The sequence below is a fragment of the Halomonas sp. G11 genome, from assembly GCF_001663515.1.
Taxonomy (GTDB): domain Bacteria; phylum Pseudomonadota; class Gammaproteobacteria; order Pseudomonadales; family Halomonadaceae; genus Vreelandella.
Window position 1 is genome coordinate 16,933 of the sequence record NZ_LYXG01000012.1, and the last position, 24,379, is coordinate 41,311.

22 protein-coding genes are annotated in these 24,379 nt (G+C 58.7%); 7 read left to right on the top strand and 15 right to left on the bottom strand.

The window, feature by feature from the left end:
* Positions 1 to 53: 53 nt before the first annotated feature.
* Positions 54 to 866, top strand: a complete 813-nt coding sequence (locus tag ADS46_RS06165; protein WP_324611659.1) for a DUF6694 family lipoprotein — start codon at positions 54 to 56, stop codon at positions 864 to 866.
* 3 nt (positions 867 to 869) lie between these two features.
* On the opposite strand, the gene serB is transcribed toward ADS46_RS06165, so the two are convergent.
* The 5 genes from serB to pgi form a co-directional block, all read right to left on the bottom strand.
* The gene (gene serB / locus ADS46_RS06170) at positions 870 to 1,796 is read right to left on the bottom strand and encodes a phosphoserine phosphatase SerB (protein ID WP_066317688.1); all 927 of its coding nucleotides are present in this window, start codon (positions 1,794 to 1,796) and stop codon (positions 870 to 872) included.
* Between the two features lie 20 nt (positions 1,797 to 1,816).
* Positions 1,817 to 4,063 carry a DNA topoisomerase IV subunit A gene (parC, locus tag ADS46_RS06175; protein ID WP_066317691.1) on the bottom strand — a complete coding sequence of 749 codons (2,247 nt, stop codon included), beginning with the start codon at positions 4,061 to 4,063 and terminating at the stop codon, positions 1,817 to 1,819.
* Positions 4,064 to 4,172: 109 nt separating this feature from the next.
* Positions 4,173 to 6,125, bottom strand: a complete 1,953-nt coding sequence (locus ADS46_RS06180; RefSeq protein ID WP_066317693.1) for a methyl-accepting chemotaxis protein — start codon at positions 6,123 to 6,125, stop codon at positions 4,173 to 4,175.
* Between the two features lie 124 nt (positions 6,126 to 6,249).
* The gene (gene parE / locus ADS46_RS06185) at positions 6,250 to 8,145 is read right to left on the bottom strand and encodes a DNA topoisomerase IV subunit B (protein ID WP_066317695.1); all 1,896 of its coding nucleotides are present in this window, start codon (positions 8,143 to 8,145) and stop codon (positions 6,250 to 6,252) included.
* 123 nt (positions 8,146 to 8,268) lie between these two features.
* The gene (pgi, locus tag ADS46_RS06190; protein ID WP_066317702.1) at positions 8,269 to 9,963 is read right to left on the bottom strand and encodes a glucose-6-phosphate isomerase; all 1,695 of its coding nucleotides are present in this window, start codon (positions 9,961 to 9,963) and stop codon (positions 8,269 to 8,271) included.
* A 95-nt stretch (positions 9,964 to 10,058) separates the two neighbouring features.
* Here pgi and cmoA point away from each other — a divergent pair, with 95 nt between their 5' ends.
* The 3 genes from cmoA to cmoB are packed head-to-tail and all read left to right on the top strand — an operon-like array spanning position 10,059 to position 13,228.
* Positions 10,059 to 10,799 carry a carboxy-S-adenosyl-L-methionine synthase CmoA gene (gene cmoA / locus ADS46_RS06195; RefSeq protein ID WP_066317704.1) on the top strand — a complete coding sequence of 247 codons (741 nt, stop codon included), beginning with the start codon at positions 10,059 to 10,061 and terminating at the stop codon, positions 10,797 to 10,799.
* Positions 10,796 to 12,226, top strand: a complete 1,431-nt coding sequence (locus ADS46_RS06200; protein ID WP_066317706.1) for a phospholipase D-like domain-containing protein — start codon at positions 10,796 to 10,798, stop codon at positions 12,224 to 12,226. Before cmoA ends, ADS46_RS06200 begins: the two co-directional genes overlap by 4 nt.
* Before the next feature lie 15 nt (positions 12,227 to 12,241).
* Positions 12,242 to 13,228: a tRNA 5-methoxyuridine(34)/uridine 5-oxyacetic acid(34) synthase CmoB gene (cmoB, locus tag ADS46_RS06205; RefSeq protein WP_066317708.1), complete on the top strand. Its 987-nt coding sequence runs from the start codon at positions 12,242 to 12,244 to the stop codon at positions 13,226 to 13,228.
* 6 nt (positions 13,229 to 13,234) lie between these two features.
* Here cmoB and ADS46_RS06210 read toward each other — a convergent pair whose 3' ends face one another.
* The 4 genes from ADS46_RS06210 to ADS46_RS06225 all read right to left on the bottom strand — a co-directional run bounded on the left by ADS46_RS06210 (position 13,235) and on the right by ADS46_RS06225 (position 16,697).
* On the bottom strand, positions 13,235 to 13,909 hold the full coding sequence (locus tag ADS46_RS06210; RefSeq protein ID WP_066317710.1) for a zinc metallopeptidase: 675 nt from the start codon (positions 13,907 to 13,909) through the stop codon (positions 13,235 to 13,237).
* Positions 13,910 to 14,000: 91 nt separating this feature from the next.
* Positions 14,001 to 15,125 carry an App1 family protein gene (locus ADS46_RS06215; protein WP_066317712.1) on the bottom strand — a complete coding sequence of 375 codons (1,125 nt, stop codon included), beginning with the start codon at positions 15,123 to 15,125 and terminating at the stop codon, positions 14,001 to 14,003.
* Positions 15,125 to 15,688: a type 1 glutamine amidotransferase domain-containing protein gene (locus tag ADS46_RS06220; RefSeq protein WP_066317714.1), complete on the bottom strand. Its 564-nt coding sequence runs from the start codon at positions 15,686 to 15,688 to the stop codon at positions 15,125 to 15,127. The genes ADS46_RS06215 and ADS46_RS06220 overlap by 1 nt, the downstream gene beginning before the upstream one ends.
* Before the next feature lie 97 nt (positions 15,689 to 15,785).
* Positions 15,786 to 16,697, bottom strand: a complete 912-nt coding sequence (locus ADS46_RS06225; protein WP_066317715.1) for a helix-turn-helix transcriptional regulator — start codon at positions 16,695 to 16,697, stop codon at positions 15,786 to 15,788.
* Positions 16,698 to 16,786: 89 nt separating this feature from the next.
* Between ADS46_RS06225 and ADS46_RS06230 the strand changes: the two genes are divergently transcribed.
* The 3 genes from ADS46_RS06230 to ADS46_RS06240 are packed head-to-tail and all read left to right on the top strand — an operon-like array spanning position 16,787 to position 19,055.
* Positions 16,787 to 17,491, top strand: coding sequence for an ABC transporter permease (locus ADS46_RS06230; RefSeq protein ID WP_066317717.1), 705 nt, complete (start codon positions 16,787 to 16,789; stop codon positions 17,489 to 17,491).
* The gene (locus ADS46_RS06235; RefSeq protein ID WP_066317725.1) at positions 17,488 to 18,210 is read left to right on the top strand and encodes an ATP-binding cassette domain-containing protein; all 723 of its coding nucleotides are present in this window, start codon (positions 17,488 to 17,490) and stop codon (positions 18,208 to 18,210) included. Before ADS46_RS06230 ends, ADS46_RS06235 begins: the two co-directional genes overlap by 4 nt.
* Before the next feature lie 35 nt (positions 18,211 to 18,245).
* A complete protein-coding gene (locus tag ADS46_RS06240) occupies positions 18,246 to 19,055 on the top strand; it encodes a substrate-binding domain-containing protein (protein ID WP_066317727.1) in 810 nt (269 codons plus the stop codon).
* A 103-nt stretch (positions 19,056 to 19,158) separates the two neighbouring features.
* Here the strand turns inward: ADS46_RS06240 and cysN are convergent, their stop codons facing one another.
* The 6 genes from cysN to ADS46_RS06270 form a co-directional block, all read right to left on the bottom strand.
* Positions 19,159 to 20,595, bottom strand: a complete 1,437-nt coding sequence (cysN, locus tag ADS46_RS06245; protein ID WP_066317729.1) for a sulfate adenylyltransferase subunit CysN — start codon at positions 20,593 to 20,595, stop codon at positions 19,159 to 19,161.
* The gene (gene cysD / locus ADS46_RS06250; RefSeq protein WP_420706101.1) at positions 20,595 to 21,557 is read right to left on the bottom strand and encodes a sulfate adenylyltransferase subunit CysD; all 963 of its coding nucleotides are present in this window, start codon (positions 21,555 to 21,557) and stop codon (positions 20,595 to 20,597) included. The genes cysN and cysD overlap by 1 nt, the downstream gene beginning before the upstream one ends.
* Positions 21,558 to 21,713: 156 nt before the next feature.
* Positions 21,714 to 22,448 carry a metallophosphoesterase gene (locus ADS46_RS06255; protein ID WP_066317731.1) on the bottom strand — a complete coding sequence of 245 codons (735 nt, stop codon included), beginning with the start codon at positions 22,446 to 22,448 and terminating at the stop codon, positions 21,714 to 21,716.
* Positions 22,448 to 22,894 (bottom strand): DUF1249 domain-containing protein, encoded by a 447-nt coding sequence (locus tag ADS46_RS06260; RefSeq protein WP_066317733.1) that lies wholly within the window; start codon positions 22,892 to 22,894, stop codon positions 22,448 to 22,450. The genes ADS46_RS06255 and ADS46_RS06260 overlap by 1 nt, the downstream gene beginning before the upstream one ends.
* Before the next feature lie 2 nt (positions 22,895 to 22,896).
* Positions 22,897 to 23,568: an NUDIX domain-containing protein gene (locus ADS46_RS06265; RefSeq protein WP_066317736.1), complete on the bottom strand. Its 672-nt coding sequence runs from the start codon at positions 23,566 to 23,568 to the stop codon at positions 22,897 to 22,899.
* Positions 23,569 to 23,640: 72 nt separating this feature from the next.
* A complete protein-coding gene (locus tag ADS46_RS06270; RefSeq protein WP_420706106.1) occupies positions 23,641 to 24,267 on the bottom strand; it encodes a hypothetical protein in 627 nt (208 codons plus the stop codon).
* Positions 24,268 to 24,379: the final 112 nt, after the last annotated feature.

Consider the following 24,379-nt stretch of genomic DNA (forward strand, 5'->3'; position numbering starts at 1 on the left):
GTAATCGTATGTGGTGCCTGTTAAGGCTATCGACATTATCGTTTGCAATGATAATGCTTGCGGGTTGTTCAGAACCCAGGATTGATACCAGTTCAATGCCCGCCGCTGTTGTATCCGTCGAAAAAGTGCGCGACTCATTGCCCCCTTACAAACGCGACGAATTTGACCAAGCGCTAACCATCATGGCGATGTCATCGTTCGACGGTATCGATATACTTAATCCAAGACCGATGAACGCCGCGGAAATCGCCGAGTCGGCCAATGCTTACATGCATGGGCTGACGGGTGACGAAGCGATAGAGAAAGCCAATGAGCTGTTACGTAACCGCCGGGCACGGGAGCGAAGTCAGGCGCTGGGTATTCTCTCCCGGCTTGAAGAAAAGCAGGCTAATGCAGAGCATGACCGCAAGCAACGGGCTCAGGTGACCCTCGACAGCGCCGATTTTTATATGAGCACAAGCCCCTACGGAGCGCTGGAGCCGATTATTGAACTGGACGTCACCAACGGCTCTGACCAGCGTATCTCGGAATTGTCACTCAGGGGCATTGTCAGCAGTCCCGGGCTCGACGCGCCCTGGGTCGATGAAACGTTCTACTATGTGATTCCCGGCGGTTTAGCCCCTGGCGAAAGCGCTCAGTGGCGCCTGGCGCCCAACCGTTTTGGCCCCTGGGGTAATCGCGAGATTCCCGACGATGCCCAGTTCGATGTCACCATCGAGGGCTTGCACGACGCCGAGGGCAAGCCACTTTGGGACGCGACACCGCTAAGCGAGCGACAGCGTGAGAGGCTCGATGAGCTGCGTGAAGAGTATGGCGACATGGCCGCTTCTTCCAGCAAGCAGGAAGGGCCCTCGCGAGGGCCCTGACATCTATCGGTCGGTCAAATCGGCGTCTGGGTAACCGATGAGGTACAGCACCGCATCAATATCGAGGTGTGAAATGGCTTGGCGCGCCTGTGCCCGCACCATGGGTTTGGCGCGATAGGCAACCCCCAAACCTGCTTTAGCGAGCATCTTGAGGTCGTTGGCGCCATCGCCCACCGCAATCGTCTGCTCGAGTGTCCAGCCTTCACGCCGGGCAATGGTTTCCAGTAGCTCCGCTTTACGGTCCGCGTCGACAATCGGCTCGCGCACCTCGCCGGTGACCTTGCCATTCTTGATGACCAGCTCGTTGGCGTGGACCTCATCGAAGCCGAGCTTATGCTGCAAGTAGTCAGCAAAGTAGGTGAAACCTCCAGAGAGAATCGCGGTGCGATACCCCAGGCGTTTCAGGTTCGCCATCAGCCGCTCGACGCCTTCCATCAAGGGTAGCTCGGCAGCGATATCTGCCAACACAGACTCGTCCAAACCAGCCAGCTTGCTCATCCGCTCGCGGAAGCTTTGCTGAAAATCCAGCTCACCGCGCATCGCCCGCTCGGTAACCTCGGCAACTTCATTGCCCACGCCATGACGATAGGCCAGCTCGTCAATCACTTCGGCCTTGATCAGCGTGGAGTCCATATCGAAGCACACCAGCCGAGGCTGCACCTGCTTGCGCAGGTTCTGCTGAACCACAATATCCACGTTCAAGGTTTCGCTCAAAACCAGCGCTGCATGTCGCAGCGCCTCCAGATCCGCATCGGCACCACTCAGGCATAGTTCAAGACAGTCGATGCGCTCGCCCTGCGCTGTATCCGACAACCGTCGGGCGCTCGTTTCCTGCAAGCCAAATTGCACCCTCAGGGCGTCCACCTGGGACTGAATCTCCGCGGTTAGACGCGGAGCCAACACGGTTAAGATCAAATCGCCGCTTGCCATCACTCAATTCCTGCCATTGTTTAGTCCCCTGCCCCTATCCAGTCGACCTTTTGGAAACCGCGTGGCAGCTTGCTGCCCCGCCGACCCCGCTCGCCGCGATAATAGGCCAGGTCATCGGTTTTCAGTGTGAGTTTTCGCTTACCGGCATGCAGTTCCAGGGAATCGCTGTCTTTAATTACCGCGATGCTGCGCACGAATTCCTCACGGCGTGCGGCGCGTGGACCGGGAATATCCAGCATCTTGTTGCCTTTGCCCTTGGCCATTTCAGGCAATTGCTCCAGGGGGAACAGCAATAGTCGGCCTTCGTTGGAGACCGAGGCCACCCAGAGCTTGTCACCTTCGGGCACTTCAACCGGCGCCATCACGCTGCAGCCTTTAGGCAGGCTAAGCACCGCCTTGCCTGCCTTGTTTTTACCGGTAAGCGCTTCCAGGCGGGCGATAAAGCCGTACCCGCCGTCGCTCGCCAATACAAAACGCCGCTCGGCAGGTGCCAGCATCAACCCAGCCATCCGCGCACCGGCCGACACATTCGCGCGCCCGGTGACCGGCTCCCCCTGCCCCCGTGCACTGGGCAGGTTATGGGCACTGAGCGTATAGGCGCGGCCGGTATCATCCAGCAGCACCAGGGGCTGGTTGGTTTTGCCTCGTGCAGCCAACTGGAAACGGTCGCCTGCTTTATAGGACAACCCCTCAGGGTCGATATCGTGGCCCTTGGCAGACCGAATCCAGCCCTTCTCAGACAGCACGACGGTGATAGGATCAGCCCCGAGAAGTTCGACTTCGGACAACGCCTTGGCGTCGGCCCTGGCGACCAGTGGCGAGCGGCGTTCATCGCCATGCTCTTTACCCGCCGCGCGAATCTCTTTTTCGATCAGCGTGGTCAGCTTGGCTTCGCTGCCCAGCAGCCCCTGTAGATATTTGCGTTCTTTTTCCAGCTCATCCTGCTCGCCGCGGATTTTCATCTCTTCAAGCTTGGCAAGATGACGCAGGCGCAGCTCGAGGATCGCTTCCGCCTGTCGCTCGGAGAGACCAAAGGCCGCTACCAGGGCAGGCTTCGGCTCATCCTCCTCTCGAATAATGCGAATCACCTCATCGATATTCAGGTAGGCGGTGAGCAGGCCTTCCAGAATATGCAGGCGATCTTCCACCTTGCCCAGGCGGTGCTCGAGGCGGCGACGTACCGTGGCACGCCGGAAGCGCAGCCATTCGCCCAGCATCTCGGGCAGCGGCATCACCCTTGGGCGGCCGTCCAGGCCGATCACGTTCATGTTGACCCGCACGTTCTTTTCCAGATCCGTGGTGGCAAACAGGTGGTCCATCAAGGACTCAACGTCAATGCGGTTGGAGCGCGGCTCGATCACCAGACGGGTGGGCTCTTCGTGGGTGGACTCATCGCGCAGATCGGCCACCATGGGCAGCTTTTTAGCCTGCATCTGGGCGGCGATCTGTTCCAGCACCTTGGCACCGCTGACCTGATACGGCAGCGCGGTGATCACGATATTGGCGCCTTCCCGCTCGTAGCGAGCGCGCAGCTTGACCGAACCACGACCGGATTCGTAGAGCTTACGCAGGTCTTCTCGGGGGGTAATAATTTCCGCGTCGGTCGGGAAGTCCGGCGCGGGGATGAAGTCCATCAGGTCGGTCGTCGTGGCCTGCGGATTGCGTAACAGGTGACAGGTGGCGTCCACGACCTCAGACACATTGTGCGGCGGAATATCGGTGGCCATCCCCACGGCAATCCCGGTGCCGCCATTGAGCAGTACATGCGGCAAGCGCGCGGGCAGCACCAGCGGTTCCTGCATGGTGCCGTCAAAGTTGGGTACCCAGTCGACAGTCCCCTGGCCCAGCTCGCTGAGCAGCACTTCGGCAAACCTGGAGAGCTTGGCTTCGGTGTAACGCATGGCGGCAAACGATTTGGGATCGTCAGGACTCCCCCAGTTGCCCTGGCCGTCCACCAGCGGATAGCGATAGCTGAACGGCTGAGCCATCAGTACCATGGCTTCATAGCAGGCACTGTCGCCGTGGGGATGGAATTTACCCAGCACGTCGCCGACGGTGCGCGCCGACTTCTTGTACTTGGCGTTAGCATGCAGCGCCAGCTCGCGCATGGCATAGATAATCCGCCGCTGCACGGGTTTCATGCCATCGCCAATGTTGGGCAGGGCGCGGTCTAGAATCACGTACATCGAGTAGTCGAGGTACGCTTTTTCGGTGTAATCGCGCAAGGACAAGCGTTCGACGTCGCCTTCCGCTACCTGAATATCCATGAGGTATTCATCCTTTCCTGACAAGCAAAGCCGCCCCAACGGGAGCGGCTATTCCTGCTACACATTGATGCTCAACGTGTTAGTGGTTGCTTATGTCATGTCAATGACATCACTGAGGCCCCGAAAGTGGTATCGCATCCGGGGAGCGTTGATTATCGCGCTGAAAATCATCAAGTAAACTCTTCAGGCGCTGGGCCTGAACAGAAAGTTCATTGGCCGCTCCTGACGCTTGGCTCACAAGCCCTGCGTTCTGCTGGGTGACCGTATCCATTTGCGAGACAGCACGGTTGATTTCATCAATGCCGTGGGTCTGTTCGCTGGACGCTTGACTGATCTCCGCGATGCGTTGGGCGATTTCTTCAATCGCCGAAACAATTTCCTGCATGGCACCTTCTGCATCACGGGCATAACCGCTACCGGTTTCAATTTGTTGGGACGTGGTCTTGATCAACTCATTGATGTCGCGAGCGGATGTAGCGCTTCTGGAAGCCAGTTCGCGAACTTCACTGGCGACGACGGCAAAACCTCGCCCGTGCTCACCCGCTCGGGCCGCTTCAACAGAGGCATTGAGTGCCAAAATATTGGTTTGAAACGCAATATTTTCAATGACATCGACTATCGAGGAAACCTCTCCCGAGCTTTCATTGATCGCCTCCATCGACTGAGCTAAACGTGCGACCTGCTCGCCACCCCGCCTGACCTTTTCCGTTGTTTCCGTGACGCGCTGATCGGCTTCGTTGGCATTATCAGCGTTGCGCTTAACGGTTGTCGCCATTTCTTCCATGGTGGAAGAGGTCTCCTGGAGCGATGCGGCCTGTTGTTCGGTCCGACTGGACAATTCCGCGTTTCCAGAGGCAATGTCCGTCGCTTCACTGGCAATCGCATCGGATACCTGACTGACGTCATCAAACAGGTGGCGTAGTTTTTCAGCATAACGATTCACCGCACTGCGTAACTCGCCAATTTCATCATTGCGATAAATCTTCAGTTCTCGACTTGAGCCGCCTTGGCCGAGCTGATCAATCTGCTCGGTGGTGCTGTGGATTTGACGCAGCAGTATACGTCCACCCCACCAGCCTAATGCCAGCAACAGCGCCAACAGGGGGAGAATTACCACCATCAGATCGCGCGTCAATGTCCGCGCCAGTCCCGTCACTTCTTCCTGGGGCGTCATGAGCCCCAGTGTCCAGCCCGTATCCTGCATATCGAACAAACGAACCGAGGCAGGCTTATCCAGCACTCCAGCTGTTTCCACCTGGACATTTTGACGGCCTGATTCGACAGCCTCAACCACAGGCGAAAGCCAGGGCATCTCGCTGGTCAGATCGGTTAACCCTTGCATATCAGCCGTCGCCAGATCAGCGCCAGGAAAATGGATGACCTTGCCTGCTCTATCAAGCACGAAGGCATAGCCGCCGGTGGTATCACCATTCTCGGTCAAAAATTCGGCGATTCCTTCCAATTGCATATCGATGGTCGCGACCCCGGCAAACTCGTCGTCAAGGTAGTAAGGGACGCTACAGGTCACCATCGCCACTCCGGTGGTGGCGTCGCGATACGCCGTTGACCAGATACACTGTCCCGGGTCGGCATCGCGGGCATTCTGATACCAGGCCTCGTCGTGATAAGGCGCAATATCGTCAGCGTTATAATCATCCAGAAACTCGATCTCGCCTTCAGCATTTCTCGCCCAGAAGAAGCTGAACCGCTCGACCCCCTCCTCAAAGGCATCCGGCTCCGGCCAGATACCGCCCCCTGCTATGGCGGTGTTGCCACTGTCATCGACAAGCCGTGGGAAGGCTTGACGAAACAATGATTCCTCGCGGGGTAATGACTCTGCGAGCGATGCAAGACTCGCCGTATTGCCTTCCACGCGTGCCAGCTGTGCATTCATTGCGTTGACAATGGACTCACCTGCTCGATCGACAAGCGACTGGCTTGCCTCTATGACCTGCGGTTGGCCACGCCAAGCCATAACGGCGTAAATGCTTGCGGCCATGAGTAGCATGAGAGCAAACGCTGCCAGCGTTAACTGCCTCGAAATGGTATTGAGCACGGACATTTTCCCCTTTAGCGATGTAAGTGATACTGACTGGCGCACTTTTTTGGGTACGCTCTTTATTCACTATCGGCTAATTAATGCCCAACCTTAGCCATTCAACACCAATGCAGCATTGACACTGTCGCTACACTTCGACGTCAGCAAGGTTGCCGTAATCTTCCAGCCATTTCTTGCGATCGCCGGCGCGCTTCTTGGCCAGCAGCATGTCCATCATTTCCAGCGTGCCGTCGCCTTCATTGAGGGTAAGCTGAACCAGACGGCGGGTTTCCACCGCCATGGTGGTTTCGCGCAGTTGCAGCGGGCTCATTTCGCCCAGGCCTTTAAAACGCTGAACGTTCGGGGTACCACGCTTTTGCGCCAGCTGTTTGAGGATCGCGGCTTTTTCGCTCTCATCCAGGGCGTAGTGAACCTCTTTGCCCAGGTCGATACGATAAAGCGGTGGCATGGCCACGTAGACATGCCCGGCGTCCACCAGGCTTGGAAAGTGCTTGACGAACAGCGCACACAGCAGCGTGGCGATATGCAGGCCGTCGGAGTCGGCGTCAGCGAGAATGCAGATTTTGTGGTAGCGCAATTTTTCCAGATCAGCGCTGCCCGGGTCGGCGCCAATCGCCACCGCGATATCGTGGACTTCCTGAGAGCCGAAGATATCGTGGGTCTCGACTTCCCAGGTGTTAAGGATTTTGCCACGCAGCGGCATGATCGCCTGGGTCTCGCGGTGACGCGCCTGCTTGGCGCTGCCTCCGGCGGAGTCACCCTCGACCAGGAACAGTTCGCTCTGGGCGGGGTCCTGCCCCGAGCAGTCCGCCAGCTTGCCGGGCAGGGCCGGGCCCGAGGTCACCTTCTTGCGCGCCACCTTCTTGGCTTTTTTCTGGCGGCGCTGGGCAGCACTGATCACCAGCTCGGCGAGGGCTTCGCCCTGGTCGACATGGTGGTTGAGCCATAGCGAAAAGGCGTCCTTGAGCACCCCTGACACAAAGCCCGCGATTGTTCGCGACGAAAGCCGCTCTTTGGTTTGCCCGGCAAACTGGGGATCCAGCATCTTCACCGACAATACGAAGGAGGCGCGTTCCCACAAGTCATCAGCGGTAAGCTTGATGCCCCGGGGCAGTAGACTACGGTACTCACAGAACTCGCGCAGCGCTTCCAGCAACCCGGAGCGAAACCCGTTGACGTGAGTGCCTCCCTGGGGAGTAGGGATCAGATTGACGTAGCTCTCCAGCAACGCATCGCCGCCTTCGGGCAGCCATTGGATAGCCCAATCCACACCGTTTTCATCGTCGTTGAAGTGACCGATAAAGGGCTCGGCTGGCACCACGTCATAACCATCGGTGGCTTCTGCCAGGTAGTCGCGCAGCCCGTCGGCGTAGGCCCACTCGGTTTTGGTGCCGTCAGGCTCGACGAGGGTGACCGAAAGCCCGGGGCAAAGCACCGCCTTGGCGCGCAACAGGTGTTTCAGTTTGGCGAGCGCGAGTTTGGGGCTATCGAAGTAGCTTTCATCCGGCCAGAAACGCACCAGGGTACCGCTGGCGCGCTTGGCCGCTTTGCCGGTTTCGCGCAGCTCTTCGACCTTCTCGCCGAACTCGAACGCCATGGCATGACGCGCACCGTTGCGGGTCACTTCGACATCCAGGCGACGCGAAAGTGCGTTGACGACCGACACGCCCACACCGTGCAGACCACCGGAAAAGCGGTAGCTGTCCGACGAGAATTTGCCGCCCGAGTGCAGTTTGGTAAAGATCAGTTCGACGCCCGACACGCCGTGCTCGGGGTGCAGATCGATGGGCATCCCGCGGCCGTTATCCTGCACCTCGATCCCGCCGTCGCTATGCAGCACGACGCTGATAGCCGTGGCGTGGCCCGCCAGCGCTTCATCGACGCTGTTATCGATGACTTCCTGGGCAAGGTGGTTGGGCCGCGAGGTGTCGGTATACATACCGGGACGCTTTCGTACCGGCTCGAGCCCCGAGAGGACTTCGATGGAACTCGCGCCGTACTGGGAGGCATCAAACTGGGTCATGTAACGTCGATTCCTGAAGGGTCATGCACGTATGAATGCTTTCAAAGGGATACAGGATAGCCGAAAAGCAAAATGCTGTATATCCAGCCATATTTATTACCAGGGAGGAACCCCGGGGATAGGTCACTCCTGCTCAGCCGCCCAAAAGGCTTCAATCAAGCCGCGGCTGGAGGCATCCAGTCGCGCCAGGTCACCTTGATGGTCGATAATTTTCCGGGTATCGGTGGCAATCTGTTTGCCAAGCTCGACGCCCCACTGGTCAAACGGATTGATATCCCAGATGACCGCCTGGACAAACACCTTATGCTCATAGAGCGCAATCAGCGAACCCAGGGTTGCCGGAGTCAGCTTGTCCAGCAGCACCGTGGTAGACGGCTGATTGCCCCGGTAGCGCTTATGCGCCGGGCGCGGGCCATCGTCATCAATGGCATCGTCGCCGAGCATCAACACCCGCGATTGGGCAAAGCAATTGGCCAACGCCAGCCGGTGCTGGGATTTCAGGTGGCGGCGGGTATCCGGATCCTCCACCTCATCGTAACGCTTGAGCGGCGCGATAAAGTCGCATACGACCGGCTGGGTACCCTGATGGAGCAGTTGATAGAACGCATGCTGGGCATTGGGCCCCAACTGCCCCCAAAGCACCGGGCAGGTGGAATAATTGACCGCCTGGCCCTGACCGGTCACCGACTTGCCGTTGGACTCCATTTCCAACTGCTCAAGGTAGGCAGCAAAATACTCCAGGCGCCCGTCATAAGGCAAAATCGAGTGGGCGCGAATATCCAGAAAATTGACATTCCAGATACCCGCCAGCCCAAGCAGCACCGGCAAATTTTCGGCCAAAGGCGCCTCCTGGAAGTGACGGTCCATGGCATGGGCACCGGCTAACAGCTCGCGGAAGTTCTCCATGCCCACCACCAGCGCAATCGGCAGACCAATGGTGCCCCAGAGCGAATAGCGTCCGCCTACCCATTCCCAGAACATCAGTTGGTGATCGGGCGTGATGCCCCATTCGCTCATTTTATCGGGGCTTGCCGATACCCCGATAAAGTGCTGACGAATGATCAGCTCTTCACTGACCGGGTTGGCGCTGGGTAGCTCACCGTGCTTCGACAGCCGACCTATCAGCCAGTCGCGAGCGGTATTGGCGTTGGACAATGTATCGATGGTGGTGAACGACTTCGACGACAGCACAAACAGCGTGGTTTCGGGATTAAAGCGCGTCAGGTAATCGGCAAGCTGCGAGCCATCCATGGTCGAGGCAAAATGCACCTCCACTGGGTGAATATCGTCAGGACGGTAGTCAGCCAGCGCGTGAGTGACCATCTGTGGCCCAAGGTCCGACCCGCCGACACCCAAATTCACCACATGGCGAATCGGCTTGCCGGTGGCACCGCGCCACTGGCCCGCATGCAGACGCGCTACCAAGCGCTCCATTTGCGTCAGGCTTTCATGTACCGCCGCCGCTACGTCTTCCCCTTCCACGTCCAGGCTGGCCCCCGGCGGCAATCGCAGGGCCGTGTGCAAGGCCGGACGGTTTTCGCTGACGTTGACACGCTTGCCACTGAGCAGCGCCTCGATCGCCCCCGGCACGCCGGCTTCCTCGGCCAGCGCCAGCAGATGCTCAAGGGTGTCGTCGTCCCAGCGCTGCTTGGAGAGATCCAGGGTCAAGCCTGCCACCTGGCGGGTAAAGTGAGTCCAGCGCCCTGGATCGTTGCCAAACAGGTTTTTCAGGTGGACATGCTTCAGCGCCTGGGCGTGCTGTTTCAGCGTTTGCCATGCGGGTAGCGAATCAGGGGGTGTGCGTGATGATGCAGCCATTTGCCCTCTCCTGTGGCATCGTTCCGTGCAGGGTCTGTTCTGGTTTACCAAGGGCGCGTAAACTACGCAACCTCATTAATAATCCTGGCTTGACCATGAGTGATGCATCTTACCGCGACGCTATCTTTTCGACACCCTTGGATAAGGTGGCAAGGTTCTCCTTTGACGAACAGGTCGTCGCGTGCTTTCCCGACATGATCCGCCGTTCGGTGCCCGGCTACGGGCAGATACTCGGCATGCTGGGCCTGATCGCCCAGCGACACCTACGCCACGGCGCCCACGTCTACGACCTGGGCTGTTCGCTGGGCGCTTCAGGGCTGGCCCTTGCCGGCGCCCTGCCCGCGGATGCGTTTCGCTACACGGGGGTCGATCTTTCCCCTGCCATGGTGACTCAGGCACGGCAAACCTTTGCCGACGAGTGTGCCGACTATGCCATGCAGGTGGAGGAAGCTGATATTCGTACGCTTGAGTATGCACCTTCGGGGATGATCATTCTCAACTTTACACTGCAGTTTTTGCCCCCCGCCGACCGCGATGCCCTCTTGAAGCGCCTGTACGATGCGCTCGAGCCCGGAGGCGTGCTGATTTTATCGGAAAAAACCGTCGACGCCGACGAGCGGGACAACGCCTGGCGGGTCGAGCGCTACCATGACTTCAAGCGCGCCAATGGCTACAGCGAGTTGGAAATCAGCCAAAAGCGTACCGCGCTCGAGAATGTGCTGGTGCCGGACACGCTCGAAGCCCTTCACGAACGCCTGAGGCAAGCCGGCTTCCCGCGCTCGATGACCTGGTTCCAATACCTCAACTTCGCCTCCTTGATCGCCTTCAAGCCATGACTACCTGGGTCGTCCTGACCGGGGGCGCACTGGCGCTCTACGTCGCCACCCTTTGGTGGCACTCGCGCAAGCCCTTGCCATCCGGTCTTAACACCGAGGGCAAGTGGCGGGCACCTGTCGCGCCGCGGCTGCTGATCGACGAGACCTTTGTCGGTGCCGACAGCCAACGCCACTGCCGACAGCAGATTTTCGACGAGATGTTGCGCCTGATTGGCCAGGCAGAAAAGCTGGTGGTATTGGATATGTTCCAGTTCAACGACCCCGCCGACGACCGCCACGACTGCCATCGCCAGATTTCGGTGGCACTGCGTGACGCCCTGCTGAACCGCAAGCACCAGCGCCCTGATATCGAGATAGTGGTGATCACCGATCCTATCAACGCCGTCTACGGCGGGCTCGAGCTTAGCCATCATCAAGCACTTGAAGCGGCTGGCATCCGGGTCGCCACCACCGACCTAACGATCGGGCGTGACCCGAACCCAAGCTGGACCGCGCTTTGGCGGCTGAGCTTCCGCTGGCTGCGCCACTCGCCCCGCGGCGGCTGGCTACCCAACCCTATCGGTCCGGGCAAGGTCGGTCTTCGCAGCTATCTGACCCTGCTTAACCTCAATGCCAACCACCGTAAGACCCTGGTAGTGGACGAAGATGATCGCTGGACCGCCGTGGTCAGCTCAGCCAACGCCGATGACGGCAGCAGCGACTACCGGGACGTGGCGCTGCGAGTCGCCGGTGATACCGCCCTCGACCTGCTCGCTTCCGAACGCGAAATTGCCGCCCACAGTGGCGTGCCCATCGCCCACGTCCAGCCGACGGCAGCCGCTAGCGACACAAGTGGCGACACTCCGCGCCTGCGCCTGCTTAGCGAAGGCGCCATCAAAAGAGCCCTACTGGCAATCATTGATGACGCTCGCGCCGATGAACGTCTCGATATCGAGATGCTCTACCTCTCTCACCGCGGCGTGATCGCTGCACTGGTCAGAGCCGCGGCAAGGGGCGTTAAGGTACGCGTGCTGCTCGACCCCAACCACCATGCCTTTGGCGTCTCCGGCAGCGGTATTCCCAACCGCCAGGCGGCCAACGACCTGATCAACGCCGACATCCAGCTACGCTGGAGTGATACCCACGGCGAGCAGGCCCATAGCAAAGTATTACTGCGCCATGCTGGCAAGCGCCCCGCCCACCTACTGCTGGGATCGGCCAACTATACCCGGCGTAGCCTTAACGACCTCAACTTCGAAGCCAATCTCGAGTGGGTCGCCGACAGCGATGATGTGATTATCCACGAGGCCCGCGCAGCCTTCGAACGCCACTGGCATAATACCGACACCGAGCATTACAGCACCGGCCCCGAGGTTTACCTGGACGCCTCTCGTTGCCGCTACTGGCAGTATCGACTGATGGAAGCCAGCGGCTGGTGCACTTTTTAAGACAGCGAGACACCCATGCCCCATCCCCACCGCGAGCTCTACTACGCCTTTATTGACCAGGGTCTGGACACCTGGCTGGCACGTCTGCCCGAACAACTGGCGCGCGGCCTCGACCGCAACCGCCACGGCGACTTGCCCGCCTGGGAAAAAGCCGTGGCCAAACTGCCCGCGCTGCCAAACGAGCGACGCGTCGACCTGAACAGCGACACCGTGACCGTCGACATTGCCCTCACCGATAGCCAGCAGCGCCAGTGTTTCAACCTGCTGAGAAAGCTTGCACCCTGGCGGAAGGGCCCTTTTCAACTGGGTGGCATCCATATCGACACCGAATGGCGCTCCGACTGGAAGTGGCAGCGCGTGGCCCCCCACCTGGCACCGCTCGAGTACCGCAAAGTGCTTGATGTCGGCGGCGGCAGCGGTTACCACGCCTGGCGGATGGCCGGGGCAGGTGCAGCTTTCGTGCTGGTCATTGACCCTTCACCGCGCTTTTACTGGCAGTTCCAGGCGGTACGCCATTTCGTGGGTGATGCGGACGGCGGCAGAACGCAGTTCTTACCGGTGGGCATCGAAGACGTACCGGAAAACCTGGGCTTTTTTGATACGGTCTTTTCCATGGGCGTGCTCTACCACCGCCCCGCGCCGCTGGAGCACCTTCAGCAGCTAAAGGCCGCCTTGGCGCCTGGCGGCGAGTTGGTGCTGGAGACCCTGGTGGTGGAAGGCGATGAGCAGACGGTGTTTATGCCCGGCGAACGCTACGCCGCCATGCCCAACGTTTACTTCCTGCCCTCCTCCATGGCGCTATGCCACTGGCTTTCGCGCTGCGGCTTTACCAACGTGCGCGTCGTGGATGAAGCGGTCACCACCCTTGACGAGCAGCGCTCCACCGACTGGATGACGTACCAGTCGCTGGCCGATTTCCTCGATCCAGACGACCGTACCCGGACTATCGAAGGCTACCCTGCTCCGCGCCGGGTGGTGATTCTGGCGAACAAGCCAGAGTAACACCACTTACCTGCGCAAAATCACCAGCCAGCGGCCCAGGTTCATCACGCTGGCAAGCGACGCTGCCACATAGGTGAAGGCGCAGGCCGTCAGCACATGCCGGGCACCGTGCATATCGTTGGGGGGCACATATTCCTTCAGTAGCGGCAGGGCCCGGTTGAAGCTGGCATCAAACTCGACGGGCAATGTGACCAGATGCACCAGTGCCGCGGTGCCGAAGCTGATCACGGCCATGACGATGATCACCGCCAGCCCGCCCGGCAACCGAGTGAGTAGAAACAGAAACGGCGCCGCCATCATCAATATCGCGCCCAGTTTTTCAGCTTTTTGCGCCACCTTCACCAGACGACTGCGCGCCAATAGCGGCGCGTAACCTTGGTGATGCTGAATGGCGTGTCCAACTTCATGGGCGGCCACCGTGACGGCGGTCAGTGAACGTCCATCGTAATTATCCGGAGAAAGACGGACGCAGCGTGTTTCAGGGTCATAATGGTCACCGAATTCAGTGCGCTCGACACTCGCTCCCTCTATGCCCAGTCGGCGCAGCAAATGATCGGCAAGCTCGGCGCCGGTACCAGGATAGTCGTCACGTCCCCGAGTGTGGCGCTTGAGTACCCATTTGGCCCACAGGTTAGGCAGCACGAAAATCGCCAGGGCGAAGATAATCAGCACAACGAACATCATGGCTCCCAGACCTCCAAACGGATTGACAGGACCTATTAGACACCTTTTCTACAGGACGTGACGACTGGGGAAGATGAAAGTGCCTATTTTATTCGCTGGCAGCCTCCTGGTAGCTTTTGTAAACGTCACGCTTGACCGCCTGAAGCCCTCGTGCCGAGATATAATCTTCCGCATGGGCGTGCTCGGCGATCAGCACGCTATCGGCGGCCAGTACCAGTTGGCAGTCGGTGTCGGCCAGTTCGTTGCGTAAATGCTGGATAGCCTCTTCTCGAGCGGGATCTTGATCAACACGGCGAATGTAAATGGCCTTGATACGCCCAGGGTAATCGCGGACCACCTCGCTATACACCTCGGGGTCATGCTGACCGCTATCGCCTATCAAAATACACGGCAAGTCATCGAAGAGGGCCAACATATGATCGATCAGATCCCGCTTGTGTGCCTCTGCCCGCCTCGGCCAGGGATGGCGCCACGAGATACCCCACTCCCTTAGAAACAGGATGGGACCTACCGGAATTCGGTTGAGTTGAAAAAATGCTTCCAGCATTTCATAGATGGCCCAGGGCCCCCGGGAAACATACAGAATGGGCCGTTCGGCTTTATCGCTGGCACCGCGATGCAGCGCCTGATAGAGGGAAGCAACGCCAGGAAATGCGGTACGGCGGTGCGGCTTGCGCACAAACAGGCGGTAGAGCATCTTGAGCTTTTCAGCCACGCCGGTGAACATCACGGTGTCATCAATATCGCTGATCACCACCAGGTCTGCCTCGGGTGGGGGGACGTAAATTTCTACCTGGGTGTTAACCGGCCGCTGGCCTTCAGCCTGCACCCTGATGTCAGCGACATGCCAAGACACATCGATGGGCAGCGGGTGACTGATCGGCAGGTGGACGTTGAAGTAGCCATCGCGGTCGGTGATAACGCACAGCTGATTGCCACCCAGAGTAAGCTCGACTCCCGCACCGGACAATCCGCGACGAAAAATCCGCCGAGCGACATCAGCTGTATCGCGAAGCATGCCGCGCCTGGGAATGGCGCGGCCCAGGGCGGCCTGACGGAACACCCTGCCCATGACGAAGATTTCTCGTTGAGACCCGTAGCCACGATAGGGGTGAACCATCATGCCGCCGCGGCCAAGATCGCGTTTCATGGGCTTGGCCATCACATGGGTAAGCCGCTTAACGAAGCTTGACCACTGGCGAAACACCTTCATCAAGCGTGCTGGCCTGAATGACGTCCTTCTTGCAGCTCTTCCAGAAGCTTGGCATTAAAGTCATCAAGGTCTTTGGGCGTGCGGCTGGTGACCAGTCCGCTATCGACCACGACAGACTCATCTACCCAGTTGGCACCCGCATTACGCAGATCCTGGGCGACGCTCGCCACCGACGTCATGCGACGCCCTTCCACGACCCCCGCATTAATCAGAATCCAGGGGGCATGACAAATAGCCGCTACCGGTTTACCTGCCTGAAAGAACGCTTTCGCAAAATCCAGCGCATCATCATTGAGGCGGAGCGCATCGGGATTAAACAGACCGCCCGGCAGGACCAGTGCGTGATAGTCAGATTCGTTGACATCAGCTAGGGGCGCATCGGCATCGTAGGTTTCGCCCCAGTCAGTTTCGGCCCAGGCACGAATACCTTTCCCTTCTGGCGTTACGACATGCACCTCAACACCATTTTTCTGAAGCGCCGCACGGGGAACGCTTAATTCGGATTCTTCAAAGCCATCGGTCGCCAGAATAGCAACGCGTTTTCCAGTTAGTGCTTGATTCATCATGCTCTCCTTTTCGTGATGATTAGACATTAACAACACCTAACCAGTGTGGCACCTGCTGTATAATCGTCAAGCCTAACTCCCAGTGCGTGCGGCGCTAGGCGTTGTACAGCACCTCGCCCATCTGACGAATATCATAGCCACCCAGTGCCTCAGCACGCTGAGCAAACCGGGGCTGACGGGTAAACGCCAATAGCGCCTGCATGCTCGGCTCGAAGTAGCTGCGACGATGCATCATTAAATCGAACTGCTCATCGTAAAGCGGGATAAAGCCCAGTTGCTGACGCCGCGCCGCAGCTTCAACGCCGAGTCCGACGTCCGCCTCGCCTTGCAGCACGCTCAGCGCCAAATCGTCTTCGTTCAGGCTCGGGTGAGCCGCCCAATCAATCGACGCGGGCTTGATGCCCGCTTTGCTGAGCAGGTGCGTTAACAACCGAGCAGCGCCAGCCCCGGGTTGGCGGTGAGCAACGCGTATCTTGGGGTGAGCCAGATCGGCAAGACCGGTAATCCCCAATGGATTATCAACGGGAATCAATAACCCCTGACGCCGGATTGCCCAGCGCAGCACGACCAAATCTTTTACGCCGCCCAACCCCAATAAATTCGGCTGGTTGTATTGACCGCTGTCAGGATCGAGCAAATGCACGCCGGCAACCATGGCGCGCCCTTCCAGCAGGCGGCTAACGCCGTCGCCGCTGCCGTGAAACAAGCTGGCCAAGTCAGAGCGACTTTCGCGAATGGCCCATTCCAGTAACGGATCCTGGCTACCGGCCACCACCGCAGGCGGCGGCTGGCGTTGAGCCTGATCACCTTCCAGGTGGTTGAGCACCCATAAATCAATCTGTTGACGAGGAAAGAGCAATTTCCCCGTCACACGGCTACAAGGTATTTGCCCCTGGCGCACCAGGTCGTAGACCTTGCGCTCCTTGAGCCGTAAATAGTCGGCCACCTCGCTGGTGGTTAAATAATTGACGCTCAACGACAGGTCCTCGGTGTTTTTATGTTGCATATGGCTGCACGAATTTCAGCATAGGGTGCATCTTTGCATATTAACGATCATGCTGCCTACCTACACCACATCACGCTGACTATTTGACCATGCCCGCTAGCGATAATGCCTTTTTAACCGCGCTGCAGCTTATTCTGCACATGGATAGCGACCTGTTCGCGATCGTGTCGTTGTCGTTGCAGGTATCGCTCGTGGCCGTTGCGCTCGCCGCGCTTGTGGGGTTACCGCTGGGTGCCGCCCTGGCGCTTTGGCGCTTTCCCGGTCGCAACGGTGTGATTATCATGCTGAATGCCCTGATGGGCTTACCCCCCGTTGTTGCGGGGCTGTGTGTTTATCTGCTGCTCTCACGCGCCGGACCACTGGGTGAATGGGGGCTACTGTTCAGCCCCACCGCCATGGTGGTGGCCCAGTGGGTGTTGGTGTTACCGATTATTGCTTCGCTGACGCGCCAGCAAGTCGAGGCCCTGCACGGCGAATACGCCGAACAGCTTCAATCACTGGGCTTATCCACCGCCCGAATGATGCCCACCCTGCTTTGGGACGCCCGCGTTGGGCTGGTCACCGTCATGCTGGCGGGGTTTGGGCGTGCCAGCGCTGAAGTCGGTGCGGTGATGATTGTAGGCGGCAATATCGAGGGTGTGACGCGGGTCATGACCACCAGTATCGTGCTGGAAACCAGCAAGGGCAACCTGCCGCTGGCATTAGGACTGGGCATCATTCTACTGGCATTAGTGACGCTGATTAATGCGATGGCCCACCTGATGGGCGAGTCGGCCAAGAGGCGCTTGGGATGAATGCACCGACAACTATCCATGCGCCTATTGCAGACCTGCAGTTTGATAGCGTCAGCTTTGAGCACCGCGGCCAATCGCTTCTAGCCCCCACCTCGCTGACACTGTCAGGGTGTCGTCGTACAGTCATCATGGGCCCAAACGGCGCGGGCAAAAGTCTGCTGATGCGCCTGGCACACGGGCTACTAACCCCTACTAGCGGGGAGGTCCGCTGGCTGGGCCCTACCCCGGTACAGGCGATGGTATTCCAACGTCCAGTACTACTTCGCCGCTCGGCGCTCGATAACCTCAACTACGTGCTGGGTATCCACAAAGTGCCCCGCACCCAGCGTAAAGCACGTGCCTATCAAGCCCTGGAAACTTTCGGTTTAACCGCCCTCGCTCACCGTCCGGCCCGGGTACTCTCGGGTGGCGAGCAGCAGCGGCTTGCCCTGGCCCGCGCCTGGCTGCTCAACCCCGATGTGCTGTTTCTGGATGAAGCCACCTCGGCCCTGGACCCGGCAGCAATCAAAGCCGTGGAAGATGCTGTTATGGCTTTTCACGCAAGCGGCACCCGCATTGTGATGACGACTCATGACTTGCATCAGGCCCAACGCCTGGCCGACGACGTGGTGTTTTTGCATAACGGCCAATTACGAGAACACAGCCCCGCCGACACATTTTTTTCCGCGCCTCGCTCGTCAGAGGGTCGCGCGTTTATACAGGGTGAGCTGATTTGGTAGCCCTGAGACTCCTCACCATAAGAAGGAATCGTGACATGAAAAAGACCGCAATCGTCATCACTACGAGCCTGTTAAGCCTGACATGGGGCAGCCTTGTGCTGGCCGATGACGACTACATCACGCTGGCCTCTACGACCTCGACGGAAAACTCGGGGTTATTTGATGCCATCATTCCAAAGTTTACCGACAAGACCGACATCGATGTACGGGTCGTGGCGGTAGGCACCGGCCAGGCGTTTGAAACCGCTCGGCGCGGCGACGCCGACAGCCTGCTGGTTCACGACACGGCAGGCGAGGAGCAGTTTGTGGCAGAGGGTTATGCCACCGAGCGTTTGGATGTCATGTACAACGACTTCGTGATCGTCGGCCCCAGCGATGATCCCGCTGATATTCAAAGCAGCGAGACGGTGAGCGAGGCCATGCAGCAGATCGCTGAAAGCGAGTCGGCCTTTGCCTCGCGGGGTGATGACAGTGGCACCAACCGTGCCGAGCTGCGTTTATGGGAGGACGCCGACGTTAACCCGCAAGGCGAGTGGTACCGCGAGCTGGGCAGCGGTATGGGGCCGACACTCAATACGGCAGCGGGCATGAACGCCTACACCCTCACCGACCGCGCCACCTGGGTGTCTTTTGAAAACCCGCAGGACTTGACCTTGCTGTTTGAAGGCGATGAGGCGCTTTTCAATCAGTACGGTAGCCTGCTGATCTCGGAAGAGCGCCACCCTCACTTGAAGCATGACCTTGCCGCCCAGTGGCATGAATGGCTGGTTTCAGAAGAGGGCCAAGCCGCCATTGCTGATTACGAGGTCGATGGCCAGCAGCTGTTTTTCCCCAACGCAGAATAACCTACCGACAAGCCATCTATCAAAAAGCCCCTCAGGCATGCTGCCAGAGGGGCTTCTATATAACCACATTGCTTATCTTACCCAGTCGATGCCAGGTAAAAATCTACAGCAGCTGGCGAATATCCTTGGCTTCCCAATGCGGAAAATGCTTACGCACCAGGGCGTTGAGATCGCGCTCGAACGCCGCCCAGTCGGTTTTTGCCGGGCCACTCTCTGACGCATTCGCCACGCCACGGATCATGCCTGCGCCGACGGTTACATTGGTCAGCCGATCGATAATGATAAAGCTGCCGGTACCGGGGCTGCTGCGATAATTGTCAACCGGAATCGCCGCCGTTAACTCTACCTCGCAGCGGGCGATGGCATTCAGGCTCAGCGAATCCGCAGCGTGCTTTTCAAGGGTGTTCACATCGATCTGGTAGTCAATCGCGCTGACTTGCCCTGAGAGATCCCGCGTGGCGAGCTTGAAGTCGTACAATTTACCCGGCGCCAGCGCATCTTCGTGCATCCAGACGATATCCGCTTCAAAGGCGTTCGACAGCGGCAATGCCTCCTCGGCGCTGACGAGCCAGTCGCCCCGGGAAATATCGATTTCATCGTCCAGCGTAACGGTAATGGCCTGCCCCGGATACGCCGCCGTCAAGTCACCCTCAAAGGTCACGATCCGCTCGACGCGCGAGGTTTTACCCGACGGCAGCACCTTCACGGCTTGACCTGGGCGCAGTACGCCCGCCGCGAGCGTGCCGCAATAGCCGCGAAAATCCAGGTTGGGCCGATTGACATACTGCACCGGCAAACGCAGATCGGTAAGGTTCTGGTCATACGTGACCTCGACGCTTTCCAGCAGCTCAATCAGCGTTTTGCCTTCGTAGCCCGCCGTGTAATACCAGGGTGTCTGCTCGCTGGGATTGACGACGTTGTCGCCGTTGAGCGCCGACATCGGCACAAAGCGGATATCAGGAGCGTTCAGATTGGTGGCGAAAGCACGATATTCTTCGACGATCTCGTTAAAGCGCTGCTCGGAGAAGTCGACCAGGTCCATCTTGTTGACCGCAATGACCAGATGCTGGATACCCAGCAAATCGGCAATGAAGCTATGGCGGCGGGTTTGCGTCTGCACGCCGTAGCGAGCGTCTATCAGGATCACCGCCAGGCTTGCGGTAGACGCTCCCGTGGCCATGTTGCGGGTGTACTGCTCGTGCCCCGGGGTATCGGCGATAATGAACTTGCGCTTATCGGTAGAGAAAAAACGATACGCCACGTCGATGGTGATGCCCTGCTCGCGTTCCGACTGCAGGCCATCGACCAGCAGCGCCAGGTCAACGGTATCGCCGGTGGTACCGCTGGTTTTGGATGCCTGGGTGATCGCCGCCAGTTGATCCTCAAAAATCATCTTGGAATCGTGCAGCATCCGGCCAATCAGCGTGGACTTGCCGTCATCGACGCTGCCGCAGGTGATAAAGCGCAGCAGGTCCTTGTTTTCGTGTTCGTGCAAATATTGCTCGATGTTGTCGGCAATCAAATTGGATTGGTGTGACATTAAAAATACCCCTCACGCTTTTTCTTTTCCATCGAGCCGGCCTGGTCGTGGTCGATGGCGCGGCCGCTGCGTTCGCTGGTTTTGGTCAGCAGCATTTCCTGGATCACTTCGGGCAAGGTGGCGGCCTTGGATTCCACCGCGCCGGTGAGCGGGTAGCAGCCCAGGGTTCTGAAACGCACCCATTTTTCTTCCGGTACTTCGCCCGGTTCCAGCGGCATGCGGTCGTCGTCGACCATGATCTGCATGCCGTCACGCTCGACAACCGGGCGTGGGGCTGACAGGTACAGCGGTACAATGGGGATCGATTCCAGATAGATGTACTGCCAGATATCCAGCTCGGTCCAGTTGGAAAGCGGGAACACGCGGATCGATTCGCCCTTGTCGACCTTGGCGTTGTAGATATTCCACAGCTCCGGGCGCTGTTTTTTCGGGTCCCAGCGGTGGTATTTATCGCGGAAGGAGTAGACACGCTCCTTGGCACGGGACGCTTCCTCGTCGCGCCGGGCACCGCCGAACGCGGCGTCAAAGCCATGCTTGTCCAGCGCCTGCTTGAGCGCCTGGGTTTTCATGATGTCGGTGTACTTGGCGCTGCCGTGATCAAACGGGTTGATGTTCGCCGCCCGGCCTTCCTCGTTGGTGTGGACGATAAGCTCCATGCCCGCCTCTGCCGCCATGCGATTACGGAACTCGATCATCTCGCGGAATTTCCAGGTGGTGTCGATGTGCATCAGCGGGAATGGCGGCGTACCGGGATAAAACGCCTTGCGCGCCAGGTGCAGCATCACCGAAGAGTCTTTACCGATGGAGTACATCATCACCGGGTTGGAAAACTCGGCGGCAACTTCGCGAATGATATGGATCGATTCCGCTTCGAGCTGCTTTAAGTGCGTCATGCGCGCAGCACTTGGCGCACCGGGCATTTCAGGCCGCAACGCGGCTGAAGGATTGGAAAACTGGGACATGGCCGACTACCTCACAAAAACAAACCTGTGGCACTGCGCAAAAGCTGAGCGCTAAGATGTGGGTAGGGTAACGTCTCGGCAATAATAACCCAAAAGAATTAATAACTATCTTTTTATTCTTTTACTGCCTATAAGATCAAAAAGCCGTCTTGACGGCTAAACCGTGACACGCTCGACCCGGGTTTCCCACTGCTGGTCGTGGAAATCAAGGATGCGATAACCGGGGCGCGATGCCTCATCGACCATGAAGTGCTCTGCTCCGGGCATGAATTGATCGGAAATCGCCGGGCAGCCATAAACGGCAACCTCATGGGTACCGACTAGATGACGCTGGGCATAGGTCTGGTGGGCATGACCAAACAGAATGATCTTGACCTGGGGAAACGCGCTGATGACCTCCCAGAACGCCTCGCGATCCTGCAACCCAATGGCATCCATCCAGGTCGCCCCTACGTCAACGGGAGGATGATGCATCGCGATCAAGGTCGGTCGGTGATCGCCCTCAAGCTTCGCCGACAGCCCCGCCAAGGCATCACGGCCCAGCTCACCGTAGGGCTCGCCCTCAACCTGGGTATGCAGCAGCAGCAGGCGCCAGGGCGGCAGCGACACCTCATCGGCCAACGGATGCTCTGCTTGCATCAGCGCGGGTTGGTCGTGATTGCCCGCCATCCAGGCCCACGGACAGGGCAGCTGCGACATCGCCTCAGCGGCCAGCTGATAAGAGGCTGCCGTTTCGTCCTGACTGACATCACCGGTCAACACCACAAAGTCGGGCCGCTCAGCGATGGCTGCCTGCAGCACCCGCTGCATGTGGTGCCAGGGCACACCCGCGCGGGATCGCGCTTGTTTTTCCGCGTACAGGTGGGCATCGGTGATTTGCACCAAACGCATCAGGGCAACTCCGGTACGTCAACAGTGTGTCCATGCGCCAGTGCATGGGCCAGCCATTCGCCGAGAAAGCGATTCAACTGCAGCTTTTCATCCGGCTGGTGCATGCGGGCATTAGGGTAGCGGTAGCGCCCTCTGAAATGGCGCTCGCGCTGAAAGTCGGTAACTTCCGCCATGCGAACGTCGTGGTAAAGATGCACACGCATTGTGGGACCTTCCCACAACGTATCCATGGGGCTGCTTTGGGACACTTCCAGCATGGTGGTGTAAGGGGCGTTTTGCAAAATCTTGAGTTGCAAATCACCGAAATCCTGGTCATCGCCGCGCAAGGCAATGTTGCGTTGCTGGTCGCCTTCCAGATCACCCACCAGGCGAACCAGGCGCAAATAGTTGGCGCTGCACTCGGCTTGGAGCGTCTTCAAATCGGTGACATAAGCCATTTTCGCCATGATCACTCCTCGTCGGTTTCGCCCTGCGGGGGGATTGGGCGGGAAGCGGCGCGTAAAGACGCCCGCTGACCTGCCAGCCAATGCAGTGCAATCAAGCACATGGCGTTGTCGAGTCTTCCCTGGCCCATGAGTTCCCATACAGTGGGAAAAGACACCACATGGACGCGAATATCTTCGTGTTCTTCAGCCAGGCCATGAACCCCGCCCAGCCCTTGCGTATTGATCAAGCCGCAGAACAGCGTCACGCGCTCGTTACAGGCACCCGGGCTGGGATAGTAGGTATGCAGCTTGGTCAATTGGCCCACGTGACAACCAGCCTCTTCCAGGGCTTCACGGCGAGCAACCTCTTCCAGTGACTCGCCCTGCTCGACGAGACCCGCCACGAGTTCCAGCTTCCATGGCGTGTGCGGGTCGTCAACGGCACCGGCACGAAACTGCTCAACCAGCACCAGGCTATCGCGCTCGGGGTCGTAAAGCAGCACCCCCACGGCATCAAAGCGATGGTGGACCTCGCGACGCATGACGTCGCTCCACCCGCCTTCAAACAGGCGATGGCGAAGCTCTAACGCTTCCAGGCGAAAAAAGCCCTGATGCAGCGTTTCGCGTTTGTGCAGTTCAACATCGTCGCGGCCTAGCGGCGTATTGAGCAAAGACGTGCTGGCGCTGGATGCCATAAGGCGCTCCCGGTGATAACAATTGTCCTATTATCAATGCTTGCCACCGGGAATGCCAATTTGTGGAAGATGTTATAGCTCGCCGAGCAGCGCCTCAGCGTCACGGCGCAACGCTTCATCGGATTGTTGGCGACCCTCGCGAGCGGTGCCGTCCACGGCGCGCTGAGCATGCTCCCGAGCCGCCTGGATATTGCCTTCTTCCTGCAGGAAGGTCGCATAGTAATAGTTGACATCGATGCCGTCAGGACGAATCTGCAAGGCACGTTGAAACATCTCGTCTGCCGTATCACTATCGCCAAAACCAATCAGCCCGCCGGGTACGCGGTCGTATAGCGCCCCCAAGGTCACATAGGCAGAGCCGTTATTGCCTTGTGGGTCGATCTCGACGGCACGTTCGAGGGTATCCCGGGCGTCTTTGGCAACGCCCAACGCACCAAGGCCACCACGTTCACGGGCATAAGCGGCCAATACCACCCCTTTCCAGACCAGCACCTCGGCTTCGTCGCTATGCTGCTCGGCAAGCCGGGTCACTTCTTCAGCAAGACCACTGAGCGCAGCCTCCCGCTCACTTTCAGGCATCTCCGTTACCGTATACTCCCAGCGGTTCTTCAGCGAGAACAGCTCGCTTTCATAGGCCACCGCATTAAACGACGCGAGTGCCAGCGAACTGCTGAGGGCGGTCATTGCAAAATAGCGCATCAGGTTTGAGTGAGCCATTATCAACTCCTTAGCTTGTTGTTGTATCACTGTTTTGTTGTATCACTGTCATCAGGCAAAATAAGCCACCCAGACAATGTAACGAACGTTTGAA